Raw genomic sequence first — 20,296 nt, forward strand, 5'->3', positions numbered from 1 at the left:
GCGATCGGCGCCGTCTGTCGCGGCGCTCACCCCAGCCATGAAGCGCTGGCACACCCCGCCGGCCATCCCCAGATGTCGCCCTGCACAACAACGGAGCGGATCATGGCAGACACGGCATTGGTGGTGGGATCGAGCGGCATCGTCGGCAGCGCGTCGTGCGCGCATCTGCTCGATCAGGGCTGGCAGGTCCACGGCCTCGCCCGCCACCCGCAGGCGCAATCCGGCGTCACCCCGATCGCCGCCGATCTGCGCGACGCGGCAGCCCTGGCCGAGGCGCTCAAATCAATCAAACCCGACCTCGTCATCCTCGCCACCTGGATTCGCGGCGCCACCGAGGCCGAGAACATCCGCGTCAACGGCGCCATGGTCCGCAATCTGCTCGATGCCGTGCGCCCCGCCGGCTCGGTCACCCACGTCGCCCTGGTCACCGGCCTGAAGCACTACCTCGGCCCGTTTGAATCTTACGGCAAAGGCACCCTGCCGCAGACCCCGTTCCGCGAAACCCAGGGCCGGCTCGATGTCGAGAATTTCTACTACGCCCAGGAAGACGAACTCTTCGCCGCCGCCGCGCGCGACGGATTCGGCTGGAGCGTGCACCGCCCGCACACCATCATCGGCAAGGCGGTCGGCAACGCGATGAACATGGGCACAACGCTCGCCACCTGCGCGGTCATCTGCCGCGAACAGGGCAGGGCATTCACCTTTCCCGGCTCGCCGATGCAATGGCACGGCCTGACCGACATGACCGACGCCCGCCTGCTCGCGCAACACATCCTCTGGGCCGCAACCACCCCTGCCGCGCGCAACCAGGCGTTCAACGTGGTGAACGGCGACATCTTCCGCTGGAGCTGGATGTGGGAGCGCATCGCCGCATGGTTCGGCATCGACCCCGCACCGTTCGATGGCATCATCCGCCCCCTGGAACAGCAGATGGCGCAGGACGCACCGCTTTGGCGCAGCATCGCCGCAAACCACGGCCTCGCCGAACCCGACCTCGCGCGCCTCGCCTCGCCCTGGCACACCGATGCCGATCTCGGCCGCCCGATCGAGGTTGTCACCGACATGTCGAAAAGCCGCCGCCTCGGCTTCGCGGCCTACCAGCCCACCGACGATGCGTTCTACGACCTGTTCACACAGCTCCGCGCCGACCGGCTCATTCCATAAGCATTGCTGCCGGCAGTCCAGCCGATTATAGAAGCCATACGGAGCGGGTGTAGCTCAACGGTAGAGTCCCAGCCTTCCAAGCTGGTTGTGCGGGTTCGATTCCCGTCACCCGCTCCAGCGTCCGGCAGGCATTTCTGCGCCGGCCCTTGACATCGGGGCCCGCACGTTGTGCAAGCCAGCGGACGCGTGTTGTCCGCAAGCGACCTGTCACTGCAGGGGTGTAGCTCAATTGGCTAGAGCGCCGGTCTCCAAAACCGGAGGCTGTGGGTTCGAGACCCTCCACCCCTGCCAACCGGTCTTTCTGGGCCGGCACGCAACACGACATTTTTAGGCAATCTGGAGCATGACTGCATTGGCGTTCAACCCGGCGAAGTTCCTGCGCGACGTGCGCATCGAGGCCTCGAAGACCACCTGGCCGTCGCGGCGGGAAACCCTGGTGACCACAGGCGTCGTGCTCGCCATGGTCGCGCTGACGATCGTGTTCTTTCTGGTGGTGGATCAGGTGATCGGGCTGGGCATGCGGTTCCTGTTCGGCGTAGGGGGTTAAAGCCGTGGCAAAACGCTGGTATGTTCTGCATGTCTATTCCGGGTTCGAAAAGAAAATCGCGAACCAGATCACCGAAACCGCGGCCCAGAAAGGCCTGTCCGACGAAATCGAACAAGTCCTGGTCCCGACCGAGGAAGTGGTCGAGATCCGCCGCGCCCAGAAGGTCAACGCCGAGCGCAAATTCTTCCCCGGCTACGTGTTGATCAAAATGGAAATGAGCGACGATGCCTGGCATCTGGTGCGCGACATCCCCAAAGTGACCGGCTTCCTCGGCACCAAAATCCGCCCCACCCCCATCTCGGACGCCGAGGCCGAACGCATGATGCGCCAGGTCGAGGAAGGCGCTGAAACCCGCCGCCCCGCCGTCGTGTTCGAAATCGGCGAACAAGTCCGCGTCGCAGACGGCCCCTTCACCAGCTTCAACGGCGTCGTCGAAGACGTCGATGAAGAAAAAGGCCGCGTCAAAGTCTCCGTCTCGATCTTCGGCCGCTCAACCCCCGTCGAACTCGAATACGCCCAAGTCGAAAAAGTCTGACCGCCCGGCGGCGTTATTTTGGGCGGTGGTGGGGTGGGCCATGGGCCAGCAAGGCCAGGGGCTCTGCCCCTGGACCCCGTTAAAGGCGGAGCCTTTAAAATCCATTAGTTTTAGGCAAGGGGAGGGCTGTCCAGGCCAGACACGCGACAAGTGCGAGGCAGCGCCCTCCCCTTGCCTAAAACTAGCGGGTTCTAAGGGCTAAGCCCTTAGTGGGGGTCGAGGGGGCAAAGCCCCCCGCCTTCCTTACCCATGGCCCACCCCACCAAAGCCCGAAATTACGCTGCCAGTCGTTCGATGGTGGCGCCGCAGGCGGCGAGTTTGCGTTCGACGGCTTCGTAGCCGCGGTCGAGGTGGTAGACGCGGTTGACGATGGTTTCGCCGCGTGCTGCGAGTCCTGCCAGCACCAGCGAGAACGAGGCGCGCAGGTCGGTTGCCATCACTGGCGCGCCGGACAAGGCGGCAACGCCGCGCACGATGGCCGACGAACCATGGACATTGATGCGTGCGCCCATCCGGTTGAGTTCGGGCACGTGCATGAAGCGGTTTTCGAAAATCGATTCGGTGATCATCGAAGCGCCTTCCGCCACGGCCATCAGCGTCATGAACTGCGCCTGCATGTCGGTTGCGAATCCGGGGAAGGGTTCGGTCATCGCATCGGTGCCGTGCAGCCCGTTGCGCCGGCTGACTTTGAGCCCATCCGGTGTGGTGCTGATATCGACGCCGGCCTGCCCCAGGGTTGCGAGCACCGCGCCCAGATCATCCGGTCGGGCGCCGCGCAGCAGCACCGAACCGCCGGTGATGGCGGCGGCGCAGGCGTAGGTGCCGGTCTCGATCCGGTCGGGGATGATGCCGTGTTCGGCGCCGTGCAGCGTCTTGACGCCGGTGATGGTCAGCCGGTCGGTGCCGATGCCGCTGATCTCAGCGCCCATCGCGGTCAGGCAGGCGGCGAGGTCGCCGATTTCGGGCTCCCGCGCGGCGTTGATCAGCACGGTCTCGCCCTCAGCGAGGCTTGCCGCGAGCATCAGGTTTTCGGTGGCGCCGACCGAGACGAACGGGAAGGTAATGGTGGCGCCGTGCAGCCCGTGGGGCGCGGTGGCGTCGATATAGCCGCCCTCCAGCCGGATTTCAGCACCCATGGCTTCCAACCCTTTAAGATGCAGATCGACCGGCCGCGTGCCAATGGCGCACCCGCCCGGCAGCGAAACGCGGGCTTCGCGGGTGCGGGTCAGCAGCGGTCCGAGCACCAGGATCGAGGCGCGCATCTTGCGAACGATATCGTAGGGCGCTTCGGTATTGGTGATCGCGCCGCCGAGTGCCAGTGTGCGCGGCGCAATCGGGTCGACCGCGATGCCGTGCTGGGCGAGCAACTGGCTCATGGTCGCGACATCCGCAAGCTCGGGCACGTTGGTCAGCACGAGGCGCTCATCGGTGAGCAGGCCGGCGGTCATCAGAATAAGGGCCGCGTTCTTCGCGCCGGAGATCTCAATAATGCCTTCAAGCGGCCGGCCGCCCACGATTCGAATTTTATCCACAAGCCCTCACAATTTTGGTAATGATACGCCGGTCTGGCGCATGTATTTGCCCGCCTTGTCGGCGTAGCTGACTTCGCACGGCCCGGCTCCCTGCAGGAACAGGAACTGGCAGATGCCTTCATTGGCATAGATCCGTGCGGGCAGGGGGGTAGTGTTGGAAATTTCGATCGTCACCTGGCCCTCCCATTCGGGTTCCAGCGGTGTCACATTCACGATGATGCCGCAACGCGCATAGGTCGATTTACCCAGGCAGATGACCAGAATATCACGTGGAATTCGGAAATACTCCACCGTATGGGCCAGCGCGAAGGAGTTGGGCGGAATGATGCAGACCGGCCCCTTGCGATCGACGAAGCTGCTCGGCGCGAAATCCTTGGGATCGACCACGGCGGAATCGACATTGGTGAAAATCTTGAAATCATCCGCCACCCGCGCGTCGTACCCGTAGGACGACAGGCCGTAGGAAATCACGCCATCGCGTTTCTGGGTTTCAACGAAGGGTTCGATCATGGCGCGGGTCCGCGCCTGTTCGCGAATCCAACGATCGGGCATTACCGGCATGCTGTCTCTTTCTGTGTCGGGTCATTGGGCGGTGCCGGATCATTGGGTGGTGGCAGGTCATCGGATTCGGACCGTTCGCGGCGCTGCGCCTTGCGGCGGGCAAGGTTGGCGCGCAACGCCGCCGCCTCCCGCCGCCGCCGGGCCTCGGCCACGACCTCGGCGTGGGTGCGAGGGGTGTTGCTATCGGGTTGGTCGTTCATGGCGGGACAAAGCGTCTTTGGGCTCATCGCGTCAAGAGTGGGCCCCGCCCCTCCAGTTGCCTCCCCCGAAACCTTTCCCTATAAGCCGCCCCGAGACGGAGAGGTGCCGGAGTGGTCGATCGGGACGGTCTCGAAAACCGTTGTGCCTTCACGGGTACCGTGGGTTCGAATCCCACCCTCTCCGCCATCCATCTTCAAAAGTTGCAGTATCTAAGCCATAAGTTCGATTATTCGCATATATTGTGGGTACGTCTATCAGGATACAATGCGGTGTCGCACGTTCATGGATAATGATGGACTCCACTCCCGATTATTACGGACGCGTGTTCTTCATATCATTTCGATATGATGCCGGATAGTTCGTAGGCTGTATCTGCATCGTGAGCAGTTTTTATATGAAGATGATGATATATACTATAATAATGATAATAAGTCATTAATACTGTCATATATCCATTTTGTTTTTCCGATATGCAGGCCGACGATCTCGCGCTTGCCATCGGTATTGGCGGCCACAGCGATTATTGCCGCGACCGAGACGATGCGACCCCCTTCGCGTTGCTTGAGATAGGTGGCATCGAGCCAGAGATACGGCCAGTCGCCGATAAGGGGGCGGTCGAGGAAGGCGTTGACGCGGTCGTCGATATCTTTGCAGAGCTTGCTGACGGTGCTCTTGCTGATGCCTGAGAGCCCCATGGCCTGCACCAGGTCATCAACGCGCCGAGTGGATACACCGCTCACCCCGTTGATCCGCTTCGCGGCTCAATCCTGGATCACCGCGACGAGCGCCTTCTCGGAGGTTTTGCGGGGTTCGAGGAAAGGCGGGAAGTCGCTGCCTTGCCGAAGCTTTCGGATGCGGATTGCAGGCTGCCGAGGCGGGTATCGAGGGTACGATCGCGATAGCCGATGCAATAGGTGGTGCGCTCACCGGAGCGTTCATGCCGCCCGGCGCCGATCACACCTTCCACATCGGTCTCCATCAATAGTTGCACCACCGCCTCGGCCACGCTGCGCAGGAAATCGCCATCGCCGGCTTTGGAAAGAAGCTCGGCCAGGGGTAGTCTGTCGTCGGTCATCGGGTCCTCATTCGGTTCGGGTTGAAGCTTTGCAACTCCACCTTAGCCGAACGATCCGATGGCCACCTCAACCCGGTCTGCGGGTGGGGTTGGCCCTTCCGGCCGGCTACGCCGACCTCCAGGGCCAACCCCACCCGCATCGTTCAAACAATTTCCACCACGAGCGCAGACACTAGCGGACAGGCGCTGCGTCGGCTGCCGTAAGTTCATGAATTGTCCCGCGTATTCCGAACCCCCCCTACGATCTGGTCACGTCGTTCCGCGGCGGCACGGCCCCGACCGGTGCCACCGGCGACGTGACCGGCTCAACCGGCGCCCCACCCTGTTGCAACCGCATCAGCGCGGCGACATATTGGGAGCCGCCTAAAGCATTGACCAGGTAACTGAAGAAATCCGGATTGGCCGCAACACTCTCGGCCGCCGCTTCGATCTGATTGACCAGCGAACTCGGCACTGGCGGCTCCATCCCAACCCCAGCCCCCGTCCCAACGCCGGTTCCAACCCCAAACCCAGGCCCCGCCCCAACACCTGCTGCCCCACCACCGGCCGTCACCGTCTCCACCGCCGCAGCGCCCGAAGCCAGCGTCAGGCTATCCTGTAACAGTCCGTCCAACGCCTGCTGCGACAATAAAACCACATCCGCCTGCACCAGCGACGATGACGCCCCACCCACCGTCGCAGCGGAAGACTGCACCTGGGGCCCGCCCATACCCGGCCCGCTCTGCACAATCTCATGAACCGCATTAACCGGATTGATCATGGCAAGACTCCTCACGGGGAATCGCCTTTTGCGCTACTCCTTCTGCCTATTGCGTTGTAAAGCAGTTCAACACAAACATCTAAACACATGGTTAACCAATCTAAAATATCTTATTGCCAAACCCGCACCTCACGCTCCGGCTGACACTCATCCGTTGGCGCTGGCAGGCCCGCGCCAACCGCCTCCGCGCCCTCGCGCAGCGCGGCTGGCGCCTTCTGCCAATCGGCGTCGCCGCGATGATCATGCTGATCTACGCCACCCTCTGGCTGCAATCGCTGATCCACCAACTCATAGCCACAAGGACCGAACCATCCCAGCGAACTCTCATCACCAACCTCGCCTGCCTCGCCATCGGTCTGATCGCCGGGTCCATCGCAACCGCCCAGGACCGCGCCGCCCTGACCACATCGTTCCTCGCCATCCAGCCCTGGCCCGGCCACGCCAGACGCGACGCCGTCCTGCTCTCGCTGCTCTCACGCCTTGCCACCGGCACAGCCCTCATCGCCATCACCCTCCGCCTCGGCGCACCCAGCGCAGGCATCGCCGAACGATGCCTGCCCCTAGCCATCGCCCTCTTCGCCGCGGGCTTCATCACCGGCTGCGCGCTGAATGCCGTCGCGCCATCCCGCCCCAGACCCGCCAGGCAATCGGCAGCACCAACCAAAACCACTATCTGGCTCGCCCGGCTCGATCACGCCGCCCCGCGCTGGGCCGGCTGCTGGGCGCTCGGATCCCGCCGCAGGCGGATCGCCGTGCTCACCACCGGTTCCCTGGCCGCCAGCCTCTCGATTGCCGAAGCCGCAGCCCACGGCCCCCGCCCCGTCATGCTCGGTGCGACCCTCGCGATCATCGGCCCGCTGCTCACGCTGATCGGCGCGATCCGCTGCACACCGCTGGTCTCACCGGTCCTGCGCACAAGCGCGATCCCCTATCACCGTGCCGCAATCGCCATGCTCCGCCTGCCGGCGAGCCTTGCCGTCGCCTGGTTCGCCCTCTTCGCGATGGCCGGCCTCTCGCTCGACCTGACCCGTCCGCGCCCGCTCGCCGCCGACCAGTACGCCGCCCTGCAAAACCTGGCCTTCGTCATCCTGTACGCCCTGTTGATCATCCTGGTAATGCGCGCCCGCGCGGCCTTCCGTGCCGGACGCTGACCCGCCGTTGCTCGCCCTCTCCGGCGTTGCCGCCGGCTATGGCCGCACCAAAATCATCACCGGCATCGATCTCACCGTCCACCCCGGCAGCTTCACCGCGATCCTGGGCGCCAACGGGTCGGGCAAATCCACCCTGTTGCGCGCCGTCAGCGGCCAGATCCCCGTTCTGGAAGGCACCATCCTGATCGCCGGCGTCGATCTCGCAGCCGCCCCCGAGCACGCCAAACGCCAGTTCGGCTACGCCGTCGACCCGGCCGATCTCCCGCCCGACCTCACCGGCCAGCAATATCTCGAACTGATCGGCTCGATCCGCGGCTGCCATCCCCACGCCTGGCCGCGCGAGGACCTGATCACGACCCTGCAATTCGGCCCCTGGCTGCGCACCGCCGTCGGCGCCTATTCCCTCGGCACGCGCATGAAACTCTCGCTGATGGGCGCGCTGCTCGGCTCGCCGCCCCTGCTGCTGCTCGATGAGGCGCTGAACGGCCTCGACCCGCTGATCCTCGCCCGCATCCGCCGCCTCCTGGCCGAACTTTGCGCCGCCGGCCACGGCCTCGTCATGTCCACCCACATGCTCGCCACCATCGGCACCGGCTGCACGGAAATGATCATGATCGAATCAGGCCGCGTCGCTCACCGCTGGACCGCCCCGATGATCGCCGCCGCCGGTCCCACGGGTCTGGAAACCATGGTCGTCGCGACGCTGGAGGGCGCAGTAAAGCCAAGTGTTCTTTTTTGAAAAAAAGAACCAAAAAACTTCTATCCGTTTTGGCCCGTGCCGTTGCCGCGCCCATAGCCCAAATTAAAAAAGTTTTTTTGCTTCTTTTTGTTCACAAAAAGAAATCTTCTCCCATCTAACCAAACACCGCCCGCACATCATCTTCCTCTAATACGGCACCTTGTTCATCATGGCGGAACTCCGCCGCGCCGCGACGTTGGAACCGCATCGCACCCCAGTCCCCCGGCGGCCTGGAAACCATGGCCGTCAACGCCCTCGAATCAGCCGCTGCATAATCCCATCCAATCACTAGGCACGATCAATGATCAATCCGCGTACCTGCTGCTAATCCAGGTCTCGGTTGGTCGGCGATCAGAACCGATCTCTCCTATGATCCAGTTCGATCTCAGGCACTGCCCTCATGCAATTCACGAATTGATATTGCTCGGCTTATGATTCGATTGAGTAGCCCGCTCTCATACGCCGCCAATAATTCTCCCTCGACAAACCGATCTTTGCGGACGATGACCGTCAGTAGTTTGGCTATTTGATCAGTATTGGCTTCAGCCAGAAAATCGGGTTCATCGCGTAGCCGCACGGCTTCTGTCGTGGTCTCCCAATCCGTCCAGGAAAACTGGCTTATCCACTCTTTATCATACAACATTTGGATAAACTCTTGCGCCGGGTCCGAGAGGCAGACATAGCCAATCTCACCGTCTTTCCGCACCCATTCACCAAATTTGAAATCAGCCCGTGTAAAAATAGGCAAAAACTTTGCGATCGCCTTTATCTTATCTAAAGATTCATCTGTAATACGATTATTCGTTTCCGTGCCGGTCGACACAGACTGCGGTTTCGTAAGAAAAATCGTCGCGTATTTGGATAGTCTTTCCGCAATTTTAAATGCTGCTTCGACAGCGGGAATTTGTTCGGCGAATTTGGCCCGTATATCGATTTGGGGAGTAAGCAGGGCCATAACAGCCTCGTTCCCCTTTTGCCGAATGAATATGTCTTCCGGCCACGCGCTTCGAAAATTAATTAGCTTGGTTATATCCGTTCTTGAGAATGCAAGTTCCATTATATTTTTGCTGATCTTATGGTTGAGATGAACACCTTTCGGGAAACCATGACCTTTCAAAATGATCCAGGTAGAATTTGGGCCGCGGTCACCCGGTTTTGCCATCAAAAGCTGGGGATGAAATGTCTGAAGATACCGCCAGTATTCAGCTTGGAATTCGGTTATGGTCCGATCGACGATCATTTTGTAACCATTCGCCGACTGGCCAACTGCCCCACGGAGAACGTGAGCGCGCCACGCATAACGACGAGACCGCTGGGCGTCAAACCATTCAGCGATTTGCTCATAGGAAATAGATCGATCGTAGGCGCCTACCTTAATATTGCCCAAGTAAGCCGCCGGCGCACAAATCACTGTTTGATAGCGCGATATCTTGCCCTGATTCACCAATTTCGTGCCGCGAATATGATATCTTTCTGCCTGAGTCGGTTGCTCAGCGGCAGCGACCTTGTTTTCGATTAAAATTCCCACCTTGTCGGCACCTTGATAAACGCAAACAAGTAGGTCGGTTTCGCCATTTTCATCGAACACACTATGCCAAGCGCCCGCCGGTTTCACATCAGGCAGATCGATCATCTCGCAGAACCATTTAACAAAATCCTCACTGACTAGAAGTTCTTCTAAAAGTAAAAAATCGATATCGCGCTCGGCCAAAGCGGAAAAATATCGACCAAAATCCACGTTGGTTTGATCAAAAATGAAATCCATAAGTTAACCTGTCCTCCAGTATAAAAATAATATATACTACAAAAAAATTTTTCTAAACAGAAATTGTCGCAGCAAAAATGTCCGATAATCCAAATTAAAAAAGTTTTTTTGCTTCTTTTTGTTCACAAAAAGAAGTCTACCCCTACCTACCCCAACACCGCCCGCCCATCGCTCCGCCCCAACCGCGCGAGCAAATACTCAATCTCCCCCCGCGCCGTCGCACTCAACGTCGAACCCGGCACCCGCTGCGTCTCATGCGCAATCGCCCCGCGCCGCCGCAGCACGTATTTCCGCACCGCGAGCCCGATCCCCTGCTGCTGCTCGTAGCGGATCAACGGCAGATGCGCATCGAACAGATCATGCGCCGCCTCCCGCTCGCCGGCGCGCGCCCGCGCCACCAGTTCCACCAGCATGTCCGGAAAGGCGTAGCCGGTCATCGCCCCATCCGCGCCGCGCTCCATCTCGAAATCCAGGAACAACCCGCCGTTACCGGTCAAAATCGAAAGCGGCCGCAGCGACCCTTCGCGCTGAAACCCCCGCAGCGCCGAGATCTTTTCCAGCCCCGGCCAATCCTCATGCTTCAGCATCACGCAGGACGGATGCTCCATCACGATCGTGCGGATCACCTTGGGCGTCATCACCACGCTCAGCGTCAGCGGATAATCCTGGATCACGAACGGCACGTCCGGCCCGATCGCCGCAACCGCCTGGCGATAATACCCGATGATCTGATCATCGGTCCGCAGCGCGGGCGGCGGCGCGATCATCACCCCGGCCGCGCCGCTCGCCATCGCGCCATGCGCCAAGGCCCGCATCGCGGCAAACCCGGGTGCCGAAACCCCCACGATCACCGGCACGCCGGCCCTGCGGATCATCCGGTCCGACAATGCCAGCGCCTCCGCATGATCGAGCTTCGGTGCCTCACCCATGATCCCCAGAATTGTGAGCCCCGCAACACCGCAGCCCAGATAAAAATCGGTCAGACGATCGACCGAACCGGTATCGATCGCGCCATCCGGCAAAAACGGCGTCGCCGCAATCGCATAGACACCGCTGGCCGTCTCATCGCATTTCATGCTGTCATCCCGGGCATTGCCGGCGAAAGGCTAATTCAGCGGAACGCCCAGCGCAACGTCTGCGCCACCCCGAAAGTCCCCGCCCGCACCAGCGGCCGTGCGATCACCGGATGATCCAGCCCGTGCAGCCGCCGCGCCCAGCCGGGTAGCAGATCCACCGCCGCCTGCATCGTCAACGCCTGAAACGAACCGGAGATGAACGATGTCGTCGGTTGATTCCGCAAAATCCCCATCACCGCGCGGGTCCGCTCATCATGGCGCAACCCCGGCCGCATCGCCCGCACCAGATCGCGCGCCTCACCCCGCGTGCGCGGCACCGGATCGGCACCGAGCGCAGACGCCACCACCGCCATTTCCGCGAAATACCGGTCCTGATCCACCCCCGACATGCCCGGCTCCGCATAGCGCACCCATGCATCCAGAAAACACATCGTCTCGGTCACATGCACCCAGGCGAGTAACGCCGGATCATCCGCCGCATAGGACGTCCCATCGGGCAACACGCCGCGCACCTGGCCATGAATCCGCCGCACCCGCGCAATCACCGCTTCCGCCTCGCCCCGATCGCCATAGGTGGTCAGGGCAATGAACCGCGCCGTCCGCCGCAACCGTCCCGCCATATCGGTGCGAAACTTCGAATGATCCCACACCCCGCCCAGTACCGCTGGATGCAGCATCTGCATCATCAACCCGGCCACCCCGCCCACCATCATCGAGGTGACATCGCCATTCACCCGCCACGCCACCGCGCGCGGCCCGAACAACCCATCCGCCCGCCGCACCACCGGCGCCTCGCCGCGCGCCCGATCGTTGAACACGGCCACCACCTTGCCGGTGATCGCCTGCTTCAAAGGCCTGGCCAGGGCCTCGACGGCGGCGGGGCCGCGCGCGCTCATCGGCGATCGGCCAACCGGCAGGACATCGTGCGAAACATCATCACGACCATGTGCGTCCCGCACGCCGGAATGCAAGCGGTGCGGCCCGCGGCCAGAACCCTGCCGTTCACGCAAGCTTTATCACCGACCCGCGCCGCCCCGCTTGCAGCCACGGCCGCATTTGCGCATTCCGGCGCGCGTGTAAGACAGGAGCATTGCCACGGTGGGATCGCTGCGAACGTTCATGCGTCTGGACGAGGCCAGATACACCGGTGCGAAAGTACCCGACATCACGCCATCCTTCTGGGTCGCGAAAATCCTCTCGACCGCGATGGGTGAGGCGACCTCCGATTTCCTGGTCTTCCACACCAATCCCTACCTCGCCGTGGCGGCCGGCGGCATCGGCTTCCTGGCCGCACTCGCCCTGCAGTTCAGCCTCCGCCGCCATGTGCCCGCCGTTTATTGGCTTGTCGTCGTCATGGTCAGCATATTCGGCACCATGATCGCCGATGTCATCCATGTCGTCCTCGGCGTGCCCTATACGGTATCGACCACCTTGTTCGCCGTCAGCCTCGTCGTCATTCTCTGGCTCTGGAACACGACCGAGCGGTCCCTGTCGATCCACACCATCATCACCCCCCGCCGCGAGGCGTTCTACTGGGCAACCGTCATCGCGACCTTCGCGCTCGGCACCGCCGCGGGCGATCTCACCGCCTCGACCTTCGGCATGGGTTACCTGAACGCGGCCGTGCTGTTCTCGGCCCTGTTCGTGCTGCCCGGCATTGCCTATGTCGCGCGCGGTCTGAGCGAAGTGCCCGCGTTCTGGACCGCCTACATCCTGACCCGCCCGATGGGTGCCTCCTTCGCCGACTGGTTCGATAAACCCGTCGCCACGTCCGGCCTCGGCTGGGGCACGCCGTCGGTATCCGCCGCGCTCACCATCGCCGTCGCGCTCGCTGTCCTCTACATCTGCGTCAATCACCAGCCCCGGGCACCCGACACGAATGCGTGATCGGCATCATCTGGAACGCCACCCCGGACTGCGGTAATCTTCCCGCCAGACGGAATCAGACCGTCCGCGCTCGAACACCAGAAGGGCTGCCGAATGCCTGAACCAACGCAAGCCGCGCCGCTCGATCTCTCGATGTTCGACAATCTCGATCCACCGCCCGCACCGGTCCAGGCGGTAGCAACGCTGCCCGCCGGCCCCGCCACGGCCGATGAACGGCTGCAGCCGCAGCCCCGCCTGGAACGCCTGGTCGAAATCGCCAATCTGAACCCCGATGATCTGTCCGCCGCGCAGGCTTCGGCGGCGAAAATCGATTTTCGCAACACCACCAGCCTGATGAACCATGGCGACGGCGTGCTGGCCGGCATCGCCGGTGCTTCGCGCCAGCTGCTCAGCGGCGTGCGCCTCGGTGAGGCGGGCGAGGTCGGCCGGATCGCCGCCGCGGTGATCGACGGCGTCAAAATCCTGCGCATCGCCGATCTGCAGGCCGAGGCCAGCAACGGCCAGCCCGCCCCGCGCAAGGGTATTTTCGGCAAACTGATGGGCGCCGCCGCCGATGCGCACACCGCCTTCAAGGGCTTCGCTGAAAACCGCAAGCAGTTCCTCGATCTGATGGACGCCGAACAGGCCAAGGCGCGCAAGACCAAGGCCGATCTGGCAGTGACCATCGAATTGCTCGATCAGCAGGCGCTGGCGATCCGCCAGAGCCTGCATGCGCTGAAAGTCGAGATCGCGGCCGGGCAGATCGCGATCGATCGCGGCCAGGACGAGCTCGAGGCGCTGCGGCTGCACGCGGTCGAAACCGGCGATCCGGCGGACGCGGCCGATGTCATGGAGTTCCGCGGCGCGATCGCCAATTTCCGTGGCAAGATCGCGGACATGCGCGAAGCCCTGGTCGGCTCGGCGCTGCTGATCCCGATCATCGGGCAGAACAAGCAGGCGGCCGAGACGCGCATGATGAAAATCTCCAACGGCATGCTGGTGGTCATCCCGCGCCTGATGGCGGTCGCCTCGCAGGCGGTCGTGCAGGTCGAAATCCGCCACGCGGCCGATGAGGCGGCGAAACTCGACGAGGCGAACCGCCAGATCACCCTGCTCGCCGCCAAAGGCGCGCACGAGGCGGCAACCACGGCGGCGCGCAGCCTCGGCGGCGATCAGCGGAACATCGACGTACTCGCCCAGGTCGCCGATGAATCGATCCGCACCATGAACGAGGTGATCGACATCGAACGCGAAATCGCCGCCGGCGATCGCGAGCGCGAGGCCAAGCTCGCCGATGCCCGCAACCGGCTGGTCAAGGGCATGCAGAGCGTCAACCAGCGCGCGGTCGCGCAACCATGAGCGCCAGCCCCGATTTCGATACCCAGGCGGCATGGCTGCGGCGCTTCACCGCCGATGCCGAGAGCAATCTGAACGCCTTCGCCCAGCGGCTGCGCGAAGCGATGCCGGACCGCGTGACCCTATTGGAATCCAAGGGATTATTCGCCCGCAAGGCCACGCTGACCGGCCTCGCGGTGCGGATGGATGAACATGTCTACACCCTGAAAATCGACCATGGCCGCCTGAAGGCGAGCATCGCGATGGAAGTCCGCGGCATCACGCTGAACACCCGCGAGGTCGATCCCGGCACCTGGTTCGCGCAACTGGCGCAGGAGACCGAAAAAGCCTCCGCCCATGCCCGCAGCCTCAGCCAGTCGATCAGCGCCTTCATGGCCTCATGACAAGGAAAGCAGCCTGATCATGGGCCTGTTCGATCGCTTCAGAAAATCGCCGGATGCCGCCGCCCGGGAAGCCGCGACGGCGCATCGCCAGGCCGATATCATGATGAATCTGCGGGCAGGGCGGGTGCCGACCAGCACGCTCGAACGCCTGCAGGGCGCCAGCCGCGGTACCGTGCCCTGGACCGCGACGATGTCGCCCGCCGAACTGCTGATCACCCGCTCGCACGGCATCCGCCCGATCGCCTCGGTCTCGGCCACCTGCTGGCTGCATTACGGCTGGTCCTGGACGCTCGGCCACGCCGAGGGCTGGAACAAGGCGCTGGCCCGCCTGCGCGAGGAAGCGCGCATCGCCGGCGCCAACGCCGTGCTCGATGTCAAGATGCGCACGATCCCGATGGATATCGAAGCCAGCATGGATTTCACCCTGGTCGGCACCGCGGTGAAAATCGACGGTCTGCCCCCCAGCGCCGAGCCGGTGATCGCCACGGTCCCCGCGCTCGAATTCGTCAAGCTGCTCGAAGCCGACGTGGTCGCAACCGGCATCGCGATCGGCGCGCATTACGAATGGATGAGCGACTGGCGCGGCGCCACCAACCAGCGCTGGATGGGCAATACCGAGTCCACCGCCCTGTCGAATTTATGGGAAGACGTGCGCCGCCGCGCCCACGCCGACCTGCGCCAGAGCGCGCGCGGCCAGGGCAACGGCGTGCTCGCCCACATCAATTTCAGCGAGATGTTCGAGCAGGAAGGCGGCGAGAACCAGCCCAAGCAATATCTCGCCCGCCACATCGTGATCGCCACCACGGTCGATGCAAGGCGCGGCACGCCGATCCCGCACGAGATCAAAATGGTGGTCGACATGCACCAGGGCGCCACGCCGCTGACCGGCACGGCGCGCCATCACCAATCCTATGCCACCAACGATCAGGACGGAGCGATCTGACATGCCCGACGACACCAACGGCGCCATACCGGTCCACGCCAGGGAACGCCTGAAAGGGCTGCGCTCCTCGCTGCACTCGTCGGGGGTGTTCACCTCCGATTTCAGCGTCAATGAATTCCTGCTGGTGCGCAAGGCGGGGTTCGAGCCGATCGGCCTGTGCGTTGGCACCTGCGTCTATCATGTCGGCGTGCAGTACGGCAGCTGGTCGAAGAACCAGGAAATGGATGTGCTCTCCAAGGCGATGTATCACGCCCGCGAGCTTGCAATGTCGCGGATGCGCGCCGAAGCCGGCGCCATGGGGGCGGATGGCATCGTCGGCGTCAAACTCACGATCAAGCGGCTGGAGTGGGACGAGCATCTGCTCGAATTCATCGCCATCGGCACCGGCGTCGTCCATGGCGAGGGCCACAAGGGGTTCCGCGCGCATGACGGCGGGCCGTTCACCTCCGATCTGTCGGGGCAGGATTTCTGGTCGCTGCTGCACGCCGGCTACCGGCCGGTCGAAATGGTGATGGGCTCATGCGTCTATCACGTCGCCCATCGCGGCGCGCTCGCCTCGCTCGCCCGCGCGGGCCAGAACGTCGAGCTCGAAAACTTCACCTCCGCCATGTACGAGGCGCGGGAAATCGCGGTCGAGCGGATGCAGTTCGAAGCCGCGGCGGCGAAGGCGGAAGGCGTCGTCGGCGTCGATATCCACGAGGGCAGCCACGGCTGGCAGAGCCACGTCATCGAGTTCTTCGCGATCGGCACCGCCGTGCTGCCGCTCGATCAGGAAATCGCGCCCGAGAAAATCGCCGACCCGATCATGGTGCTGTCGATCAACGATTGACGATCAGTGATTGACCATCAGCGATCGACGCGCAGCCGCATCGACCATCAGCGATCGGCGCGCGTCCGCATTGACCATCAGCGATCGGCGCGCATCCGCGCGGGCACGCGTCACAATCCCGCCAGCTCCCGGAACGCGGCCTCGGTCAGAATGGTTACGCCGAGCGCCGCCGCCTTGGCCGCCTTCGACCCGGCATCCGCACCGACCACGACATAATCGGTCTTCCTGGAAACCGATTCCGTCACCTTGGCCCCCAGAGCCTCGGCGCGCGCCTTCGCCTCGGGCCGCGCCAGTTCCTGCAACGTGCCGGTGAACACGATGGTCTTGCCCGCCAGCGCGCCGGATGCGGCGGTGGCCGCCTCATCGAGAATGGTCAGCGGTGCGACCAGATCATCGAGCAGCGCCCGGTTGTGTGGTTCGGCGAAGAACCCCGCAAGCTCCTCGGCGATCGACGGGCCGATGCCCGAGATCGAGCCGAGCTCGAGCCGCGCGTCCGAGCCGATCTCGCCTGCTGCCTCCATCTGCGCGCGCCAGTTGGCATAGCTCGTATAGTGGCGCGCCAGGAGCCGCGCGTTGGCCTCACCGATCCGGCGAATCCCGAGCGCGAAAATGAAGCGGGGGAGGGGGATGGTCCGGCGCGCCTCGATCGCGGCGGCGAGTTTCGCGGCCGAGGTCTCGCCCCAGCCTTCGAGTGCGGCAATCGCGTCCACCCGCGCGGGCAGGCGGAAAATATCCGGCGCACCGGCAAGCCAGCCGCGCGCGTGGAACTCCCGCACGGTCTTCTCGCCCATCCCTTCGATGTCGAACGCCCCGCGCGCACAGAAATGGATCAGCCGTTCCACCACCTGCGCCGCACAGGTCAGCCCGCCGGTGCAGCGGCGAATCACCTCGCCCGCCGGGCGGATCGCCAGCGCGTGGCACACCGGGCAATGATCGGGAAACGCATAGGGCACCGCATCGTCCGGCCGATGTTCGGGCAGCACGCGGATCACCTGCGGGATCACATCCCCCGCGCGCTGCACCTCGACCGTGTCGCCCACCCGGAAATCCTTGCGGATGATCTCGTCCTCGTTGTGCAGCGTAGCGTGCTGCACCAGCACGCCGCCGACATTGACCGGATCGAGCGTGGCGCGCGGCGTCAGCGCCCCGGTCCGCCCGACCTGGATGGTGATGGCGCGCAGCACGCTGATGGCGCGCTCGGCCGGAAATTTCCACGCCACCGCCCAGCGCGGCGCGCGGCCGACGAAACCGAGCCGGTCCTGCAACGCCAGATCGTCGATCTTGTAGACCACGCCGTCGATATCGTAATCGAGCGCCGCCCGCTGCTCACCGATCGATTGCTGAAATTGCGCCGCCTCCGCCTCGCTCACCGGCCGCGCCAGCGGATTGACCGCAAACCCCCAGCGCCGGAGCGTGGCGAGATATTCGGCATGGGTCGCGGCCACCGGCGCGCTGGCCGCCCCGCGCGCATAGGCGAACAGCGAGAGTTTGCGCGAGGCGGTGATCGCGACGTCCAACTGCCGCAGGCTGCCGGCGGCGGCGTTGCGCGGGTTGGCGAACTGCCGCGCCTGGCCCTGGTTGAGCGCCAGAAAATCGGCCTTGGTCATATAGACCTCGCCGCGGATCTCGATCATCGCCGGCGCGTCATCCGGCAGATCGAGCGGCAGCGCCGCCAGCGTGCGCAGATTGTCGGTGACATCCTCGCCCTCGCTGCCATCGCCCCGCGTCGCGCCACGCACGAACCGGCGGTTCTCATAGGTCAGCGAGATCGACAGCCCATCGATCTTCGGCTCCGCAACGAAGGCCAGCGGCGCCGGGCCAAGGTTGAGAAAGCGCCTGATTTTCGCACAGAACGCCGCGAATTCGACCTCGTCGAACACGTTATCGAGCGAGAGCATCGGCTGGCGATGGCGGATTTTGGCAAACGCGCCGGACGGCGGCGCCCCGACCTGATCGAGCGAGGCGGCGAGAGCCGGGTCGGCCGCGCGCAGCGCATCGGCCTCGCGTTTCAGCGCGTCGTAGGTCGCATCGTCCATGATCGGCTGATCGTCGCGATGATACGCAAGATCGGCCTCGGCGATGCGCGCGAGCAGCGCCGCCAGGGTTTCGCGCGCGCCGCTCATGGGCCGGCCAGCAGGCTGGCGGCGGCCTCGCGCGCCGCATCCGTGATGGTCTCACCCGCCAGCATCCGCGCAATCTCCTCGCGCCGCGCCGCGGGCGGCAACATCGTCACCAGCGTCTGCGCGCGGCTGCGCCCGCTCGCCTTGGCCACCTGGAAATGCGTGCCGGCGCGGGCGGCAACCTGGGGCGAATGGGTCACCACCAGCACCTGCGTCGCCTGCGCGATGCGCGCCAGCCGCTCGCCAACCGCGGCCGCGGTGGCGCCGCCGATGCCGCTGTCCACCTCGTCGAAAATCAGCGTGCCGACCGGCGATTCCCCCGCCAGCACCACGTTCAGCGCCAGCAGCAGGCGCGACAATTCACCGCCTGAGGCGACCTTGTCGAGCGCGCCCGGCGCATCGCCCGGGTTGGTCGCGATCAAAAACCGCACCGCATCCGCACCGCGCGGCCCCCATTGCGCCTCGGGCAGCCCGCTGCGCTCCACCACGAAGCGGGCGCGATCGAGTTTGAGCGGCGGCAGTTCCCGCCCGACCGCGCGTGACAGGCGGATCGCCGCCTGCTCCCGCGCAGCGGTGAGGGCGGCGGCGGCGGTGACGTATTCGGCCCGCGCCGCCTGTGCCGCGGCCTCGCATTGCTGCAACGAGGCGGTCCCGGCATCGAGGGTTGCGAGCCGTGCCGCGAAATGATCGAGCAGGCCGGGCAGTTCCGGCGGGGTGACGCCATGCTTGCGGGCCATCGCGCGCAGCGCGAACAACCGCTCCTCGATCGATTCCAGTCCGCGCGGATCGGCCTCGGCCTCGCCGGCGGCGCGCGAGAGCAGGGTTTCGGCTTCCGCCAGAGCCTCCTCGGCGCGTTCGATCGCGGCCAGCGCCTGGCCGATCACCGGCCCCTGTTCCGCCTCGGCGATGCGGGCGAGCGCGCGCGCCGCGCTGCGCAGCGTCGCCGCCGGCCCGGCGGAGCGGCGCTCGCGCGGCGCGAGTTCACCCAGCGCATTGCCGATCGCCTCGGCGCGGCGCTCAGCCCCCTGCAAATGCTGGCGCGACGCCGCCAGCTCGTCTTCCTCGCCGTTGCGCGGCGCCAGTGTGGCCAGTTCATCGACCGCGTGGCGCAGGAAATCCTCGTCGCGCTGCGCCTCAGCCAGGGCGGCGGCGGCATCGTGCCGCGCCGCCTCCGCCGCCTGCCATGAGGCATGGAACGAAGCGACGGTGTCGCGCAGCGCGCGATCGACACCATACTCATCGAGCATGCTGCGCTGGGTTGCCGCGTCGCTCAGCCCGATCTGTGCGTGCTGGCCCTGGATTTCGATCAGCAGATCGGCGACCCGCCGCAGCAGCGCAGCACCCACCGGCTGATCATTGATCAGCGCGCGCGATTTCCCATCGCGCGCCACGATTCGCCGCAGCAGGATATCCTCGCCGCCCGCAATCCCGTGATGATCGAGCAGCGCATAGGCGGGATGGGCCGCGCCGACCACGAAGGACGCCGTGACCACCGCCTGCGCCGCCTCGGCGCGGATCAGCCCGGCATCGGCCCGCGCGCCCAGCGCCAGCCCTAGCGCGTCGAGCAAAATCGACTTGCCCGCCCCGGTTTCACCAGTGAACACCGAAAGCCCCGCATCGAAACTCAGATCGAGCCGATCGATCAGCACCACGTCGCGGATCGACAGCGCGGTGAGCATGGCGTGGCTGCGCC

General features: G+C 64.3%; 19 protein-coding genes, 3 tRNA genes and 1 pseudogene. 13 read left to right on the plus strand and 10 right to left on the minus strand.

Translation table 11 applies throughout. From position 1 onward, the window contains the following. Window positions 1–102: 102 nt before the first annotated feature. The 5 genes from AruPA_RS04695 (at window position 103) to nusG (ending at window position 2,246) form a co-directional block, all read left to right on the plus strand. Window positions 103–1,164, plus strand: a complete 1,062-nt coding sequence (locus AruPA_RS04695; RefSeq protein WP_265635489.1) for an SDR family oxidoreductase — start codon at window positions 103–105, stop codon at window positions 1,162–1,164. A gap of 43 nt (window positions 1,165–1,207) precedes the next feature. Continuing rightward, window positions 1,208–1,281 (plus strand) — tRNA-Gly (locus AruPA_RS04700). A gap of 97 nt (window positions 1,282–1,378) precedes the next feature. Beyond that, window positions 1,379–1,455: transfer RNA gene (locus tag AruPA_RS04705), tRNA-Trp, on the plus strand. A 61-nt stretch (window positions 1,456–1,516) separates the two neighbouring features. Further along, a complete protein-coding gene (secE, locus tag AruPA_RS04710) occupies window positions 1,517–1,711 on the plus strand; it encodes a preprotein translocase subunit SecE (RefSeq protein WP_029310802.1) in 195 nt (64 codons plus the stop codon). Between the two features lie 4 nt (window positions 1,712–1,715). Further along, complete coding sequence (gene nusG / locus AruPA_RS04715; protein WP_265635490.1) at window positions 1,716–2,246, plus strand: transcription termination/antitermination protein NusG; 531 nt, start codon at window positions 1,716–1,718, stop codon at window positions 2,244–2,246. Window positions 2,247–2,521: 275 nt separating this feature from the next. Here the strand turns inward: nusG and murA are convergent, their stop codons facing one another. The 3 genes from murA to AruPA_RS04730 are packed head-to-tail and all read right to left on the minus strand — an operon-like array spanning window position 2,522 to window position 4,539. Next, window positions 2,522–3,778: a UDP-N-acetylglucosamine 1-carboxyvinyltransferase gene (gene murA, locus AruPA_RS04720; RefSeq protein ID WP_265635491.1), complete on the minus strand. Its 1,257-nt coding sequence runs from the start codon at window positions 3,776–3,778 to the stop codon at window positions 2,522–2,524. 6 nt (window positions 3,779–3,784) lie between these two features. Further along, window positions 3,785–4,339 carry a dCTP deaminase gene (dcd, locus tag AruPA_RS04725; RefSeq protein ID WP_265635492.1) on the minus strand — a complete coding sequence of 185 codons (555 nt, stop codon included), beginning with the start codon at window positions 4,337–4,339 and terminating at the stop codon, window positions 3,785–3,787. Then, window positions 4,330–4,539, minus strand: coding sequence for a hypothetical protein (locus tag AruPA_RS04730; protein WP_265635493.1), 210 nt, complete (start codon window positions 4,537–4,539; stop codon window positions 4,330–4,332). The genes dcd and AruPA_RS04730 overlap by 10 nt, the downstream gene beginning before the upstream one ends. A gap of 97 nt (window positions 4,540–4,636) precedes the next feature. Between AruPA_RS04730 and AruPA_RS04735 the strand changes: the two genes are divergently transcribed. Continuing rightward, window positions 4,637–4,726 (plus strand) — tRNA-Ser (locus tag AruPA_RS04735). 269 nt (window positions 4,727–4,995) lie between these two features. Here the strand turns inward: AruPA_RS04735 and AruPA_RS04740 are convergent. Both AruPA_RS04740 and AruPA_RS04745 read right to left on the minus strand, forming a co-directional pair. Further along, window positions 4,996–5,615, minus strand: a pseudogene (locus tag AruPA_RS04740) (transposase); the annotation flags it as partial. Between the two features lie 238 nt (window positions 5,616–5,853). Next, window positions 5,854–6,375 (minus strand): hypothetical protein, encoded by a 522-nt coding sequence (locus tag AruPA_RS04745; RefSeq protein ID WP_265635494.1) that lies wholly within the window; start codon window positions 6,373–6,375, stop codon window positions 5,854–5,856. Between the two features lie 113 nt (window positions 6,376–6,488). On the opposite strand from AruPA_RS04745, the gene AruPA_RS04750 reads away from it, so the two are divergent. Together AruPA_RS04750 and AruPA_RS04755 are read left to right on the plus strand one after the other, a co-directional pair. Beyond that, a complete protein-coding gene (locus AruPA_RS04750; protein WP_265635495.1) occupies window positions 6,489–7,526 on the plus strand; it encodes a hypothetical protein in 1,038 nt (345 codons plus the stop codon). Then, complete coding sequence (locus tag AruPA_RS04755) at window positions 7,513–8,265, plus strand: ATP-binding cassette domain-containing protein (RefSeq protein ID WP_265635496.1); 753 nt, start codon at window positions 7,513–7,515, stop codon at window positions 8,263–8,265. The genes AruPA_RS04750 and AruPA_RS04755 overlap by 14 nt, the downstream gene beginning before the upstream one ends. Before the next feature lie 385 nt (window positions 8,266–8,650). On the opposite strand, the gene AruPA_RS04760 is transcribed toward AruPA_RS04755, so the two are convergent. The 3 genes from AruPA_RS04760 to AruPA_RS04770 form a co-directional block, all read right to left on the minus strand. Continuing rightward, window positions 8,651–10,030: a DUF6508 domain-containing protein gene (locus AruPA_RS04760; RefSeq protein ID WP_265635497.1), complete on the minus strand. Its 1,380-nt coding sequence runs from the start codon at window positions 10,028–10,030 to the stop codon at window positions 8,651–8,653. Between the two features lie 146 nt (window positions 10,031–10,176). Further along, window positions 10,177–11,106, minus strand: a complete 930-nt coding sequence (locus tag AruPA_RS04765) for a dihydrodipicolinate synthase family protein (protein ID WP_265635498.1) — start codon at window positions 11,104–11,106, stop codon at window positions 10,177–10,179. Between the two features lie 35 nt (window positions 11,107–11,141). Beyond that, the gene (locus AruPA_RS04770; protein ID WP_265635499.1) at window positions 11,142–12,002 is read right to left on the minus strand and encodes an oxygenase MpaB family protein; all 861 of its coding nucleotides are present in this window, start codon (window positions 12,000–12,002) and stop codon (window positions 11,142–11,144) included. Between the two features lie 223 nt (window positions 12,003–12,225). Here AruPA_RS04770 and AruPA_RS04775 point away from each other — a divergent pair, with 223 nt between their 5' ends. From AruPA_RS04775 to AruPA_RS04795, 5 genes are all read left to right on the plus strand, one after another. Beyond that, entirely contained in the window at window positions 12,226–12,993 is a 768-nt protein-coding gene (locus AruPA_RS04775) for a hypothetical protein (protein ID WP_265635500.1), read from the plus strand. A gap of 93 nt (window positions 12,994–13,086) precedes the next feature. Then, complete coding sequence (locus AruPA_RS04780; protein ID WP_265635501.1) at window positions 13,087–14,331, plus strand: toxic anion resistance protein; 1,245 nt, start codon at window positions 13,087–13,089, stop codon at window positions 14,329–14,331. After that, window positions 14,328–14,711, plus strand: coding sequence for a hypothetical protein (locus AruPA_RS04785; protein WP_265635502.1), 384 nt, complete (start codon window positions 14,328–14,330; stop codon window positions 14,709–14,711). The genes AruPA_RS04780 and AruPA_RS04785 overlap by 4 nt, the downstream gene beginning before the upstream one ends. A 19-nt stretch (window positions 14,712–14,730) precedes the next feature. Beyond that, window positions 14,731–15,654, plus strand: coding sequence for a heavy metal-binding domain-containing protein (locus tag AruPA_RS04790; protein ID WP_265635503.1), 924 nt, complete (start codon window positions 14,731–14,733; stop codon window positions 15,652–15,654). Window position 15,655: 1 nt separating this feature from the next. Beyond that, entirely contained in the window at window positions 15,656–16,483 is an 828-nt protein-coding gene (locus AruPA_RS04795) for a heavy metal-binding domain-containing protein (RefSeq protein WP_265635504.1), read from the plus strand. A 110-nt stretch (window positions 16,484–16,593) separates the two neighbouring features. Here AruPA_RS04795 and ligA read toward each other — a convergent pair whose 3' ends face one another. Together ligA and recN are read right to left on the minus strand one after the other, a co-directional pair. After that, a complete protein-coding gene (ligA, locus tag AruPA_RS04800; protein ID WP_265635505.1) occupies window positions 16,594–18,606 on the minus strand; it encodes an NAD-dependent DNA ligase LigA in 2,013 nt (670 codons plus the stop codon). Then, window positions 18,603–20,282, minus strand: a complete 1,680-nt coding sequence (gene recN, locus AruPA_RS04805) for a DNA repair protein RecN (protein ID WP_265635506.1) — start codon at window positions 20,280–20,282, stop codon at window positions 18,603–18,605. The genes ligA and recN overlap by 4 nt, the downstream gene beginning before the upstream one ends. Between the last annotated feature and the right edge of the window lie 14 nt (window positions 20,283–20,296).

Origin of the sequence: Acidiphilium sp. PA, from assembly GCF_026191915.1 — a bacterium.
GTDB lineage: Bacteria > Pseudomonadota > Alphaproteobacteria > Acetobacterales > Acetobacteraceae > Acidiphilium.

What these genes read in the sequence shown, in the direction of transcription:
- AruPA_RS04695 (WP_265635489.1), top strand. Translation starts at nt 103, where the DNA reads ATGGCAGACACGGCATTGGTGGTGGGATCGAGCGGCATCGTCGGCAGC.
- dcd (WP_265635492.1), bottom strand. Translation starts at nt 4,339, where the DNA reads ATGCCGGTAATGCCCGATCGTTGGATTCGCGAACAGGCGCGGACCCGC.
- AruPA_RS04730 (WP_265635493.1), bottom strand. Translation starts at nt 4,539, where the DNA reads ATGAACGACCAACCCGATAGCAACACCCCTCGCACCCACGCCGAGGTC.
- AruPA_RS04745 (WP_265635494.1), bottom strand. Translation starts at nt 6,375, where the DNA reads ATGATCAATCCGGTTAATGCGGTTCATGAGATTGTGCAGAGCGGGCCG.
- AruPA_RS04760 (WP_265635497.1), bottom strand. Translation starts at nt 10,030, where the DNA reads ATGGATTTCATTTTTGATCAAACCAACGTGGATTTTGGTCGATATTTT.
- AruPA_RS04765 (WP_265635498.1), bottom strand. Translation starts at nt 11,106, where the DNA reads ATGAAATGCGATGAGACGGCCAGCGGTGTCTATGCGATTGCGGCGACG.
- AruPA_RS04770 (WP_265635499.1), bottom strand. Translation starts at nt 12,002, where the DNA reads ATGAGCGCGCGCGGCCCCGCCGCCGTCGAGGCCCTGGCCAGGCCTTTG.
- AruPA_RS04775 (WP_265635500.1), top strand. Translation starts at nt 12,226, where the DNA reads ATGCGTCTGGACGAGGCCAGATACACCGGTGCGAAAGTACCCGACATC.
- AruPA_RS04780 (WP_265635501.1), top strand. Translation starts at nt 13,087, where the DNA reads ATGCCTGAACCAACGCAAGCCGCGCCGCTCGATCTCTCGATGTTCGAC.
- AruPA_RS04785 (WP_265635502.1), top strand. Translation starts at nt 14,328, where the DNA reads ATGAGCGCCAGCCCCGATTTCGATACCCAGGCGGCATGGCTGCGGCGC.
- AruPA_RS04790 (WP_265635503.1), top strand. Translation starts at nt 14,731, where the DNA reads ATGGGCCTGTTCGATCGCTTCAGAAAATCGCCGGATGCCGCCGCCCGG.
- AruPA_RS04795 (WP_265635504.1), top strand. Translation starts at nt 15,656, where the DNA reads ATGCCCGACGACACCAACGGCGCCATACCGGTCCACGCCAGGGAACGC.
- ligA (WP_265635505.1), bottom strand. Translation starts at nt 18,606, where the DNA reads ATGAGCGGCGCGCGCGAAACCCTGGCGGCGCTGCTCGCGCGCATCGCC.
- recN (WP_265635506.1), bottom strand. Translation starts at nt 20,282, where the DNA reads ATGCTCACCGCGCTGTCGATCCGCGACGTGGTGCTGATCGATCGGCTC.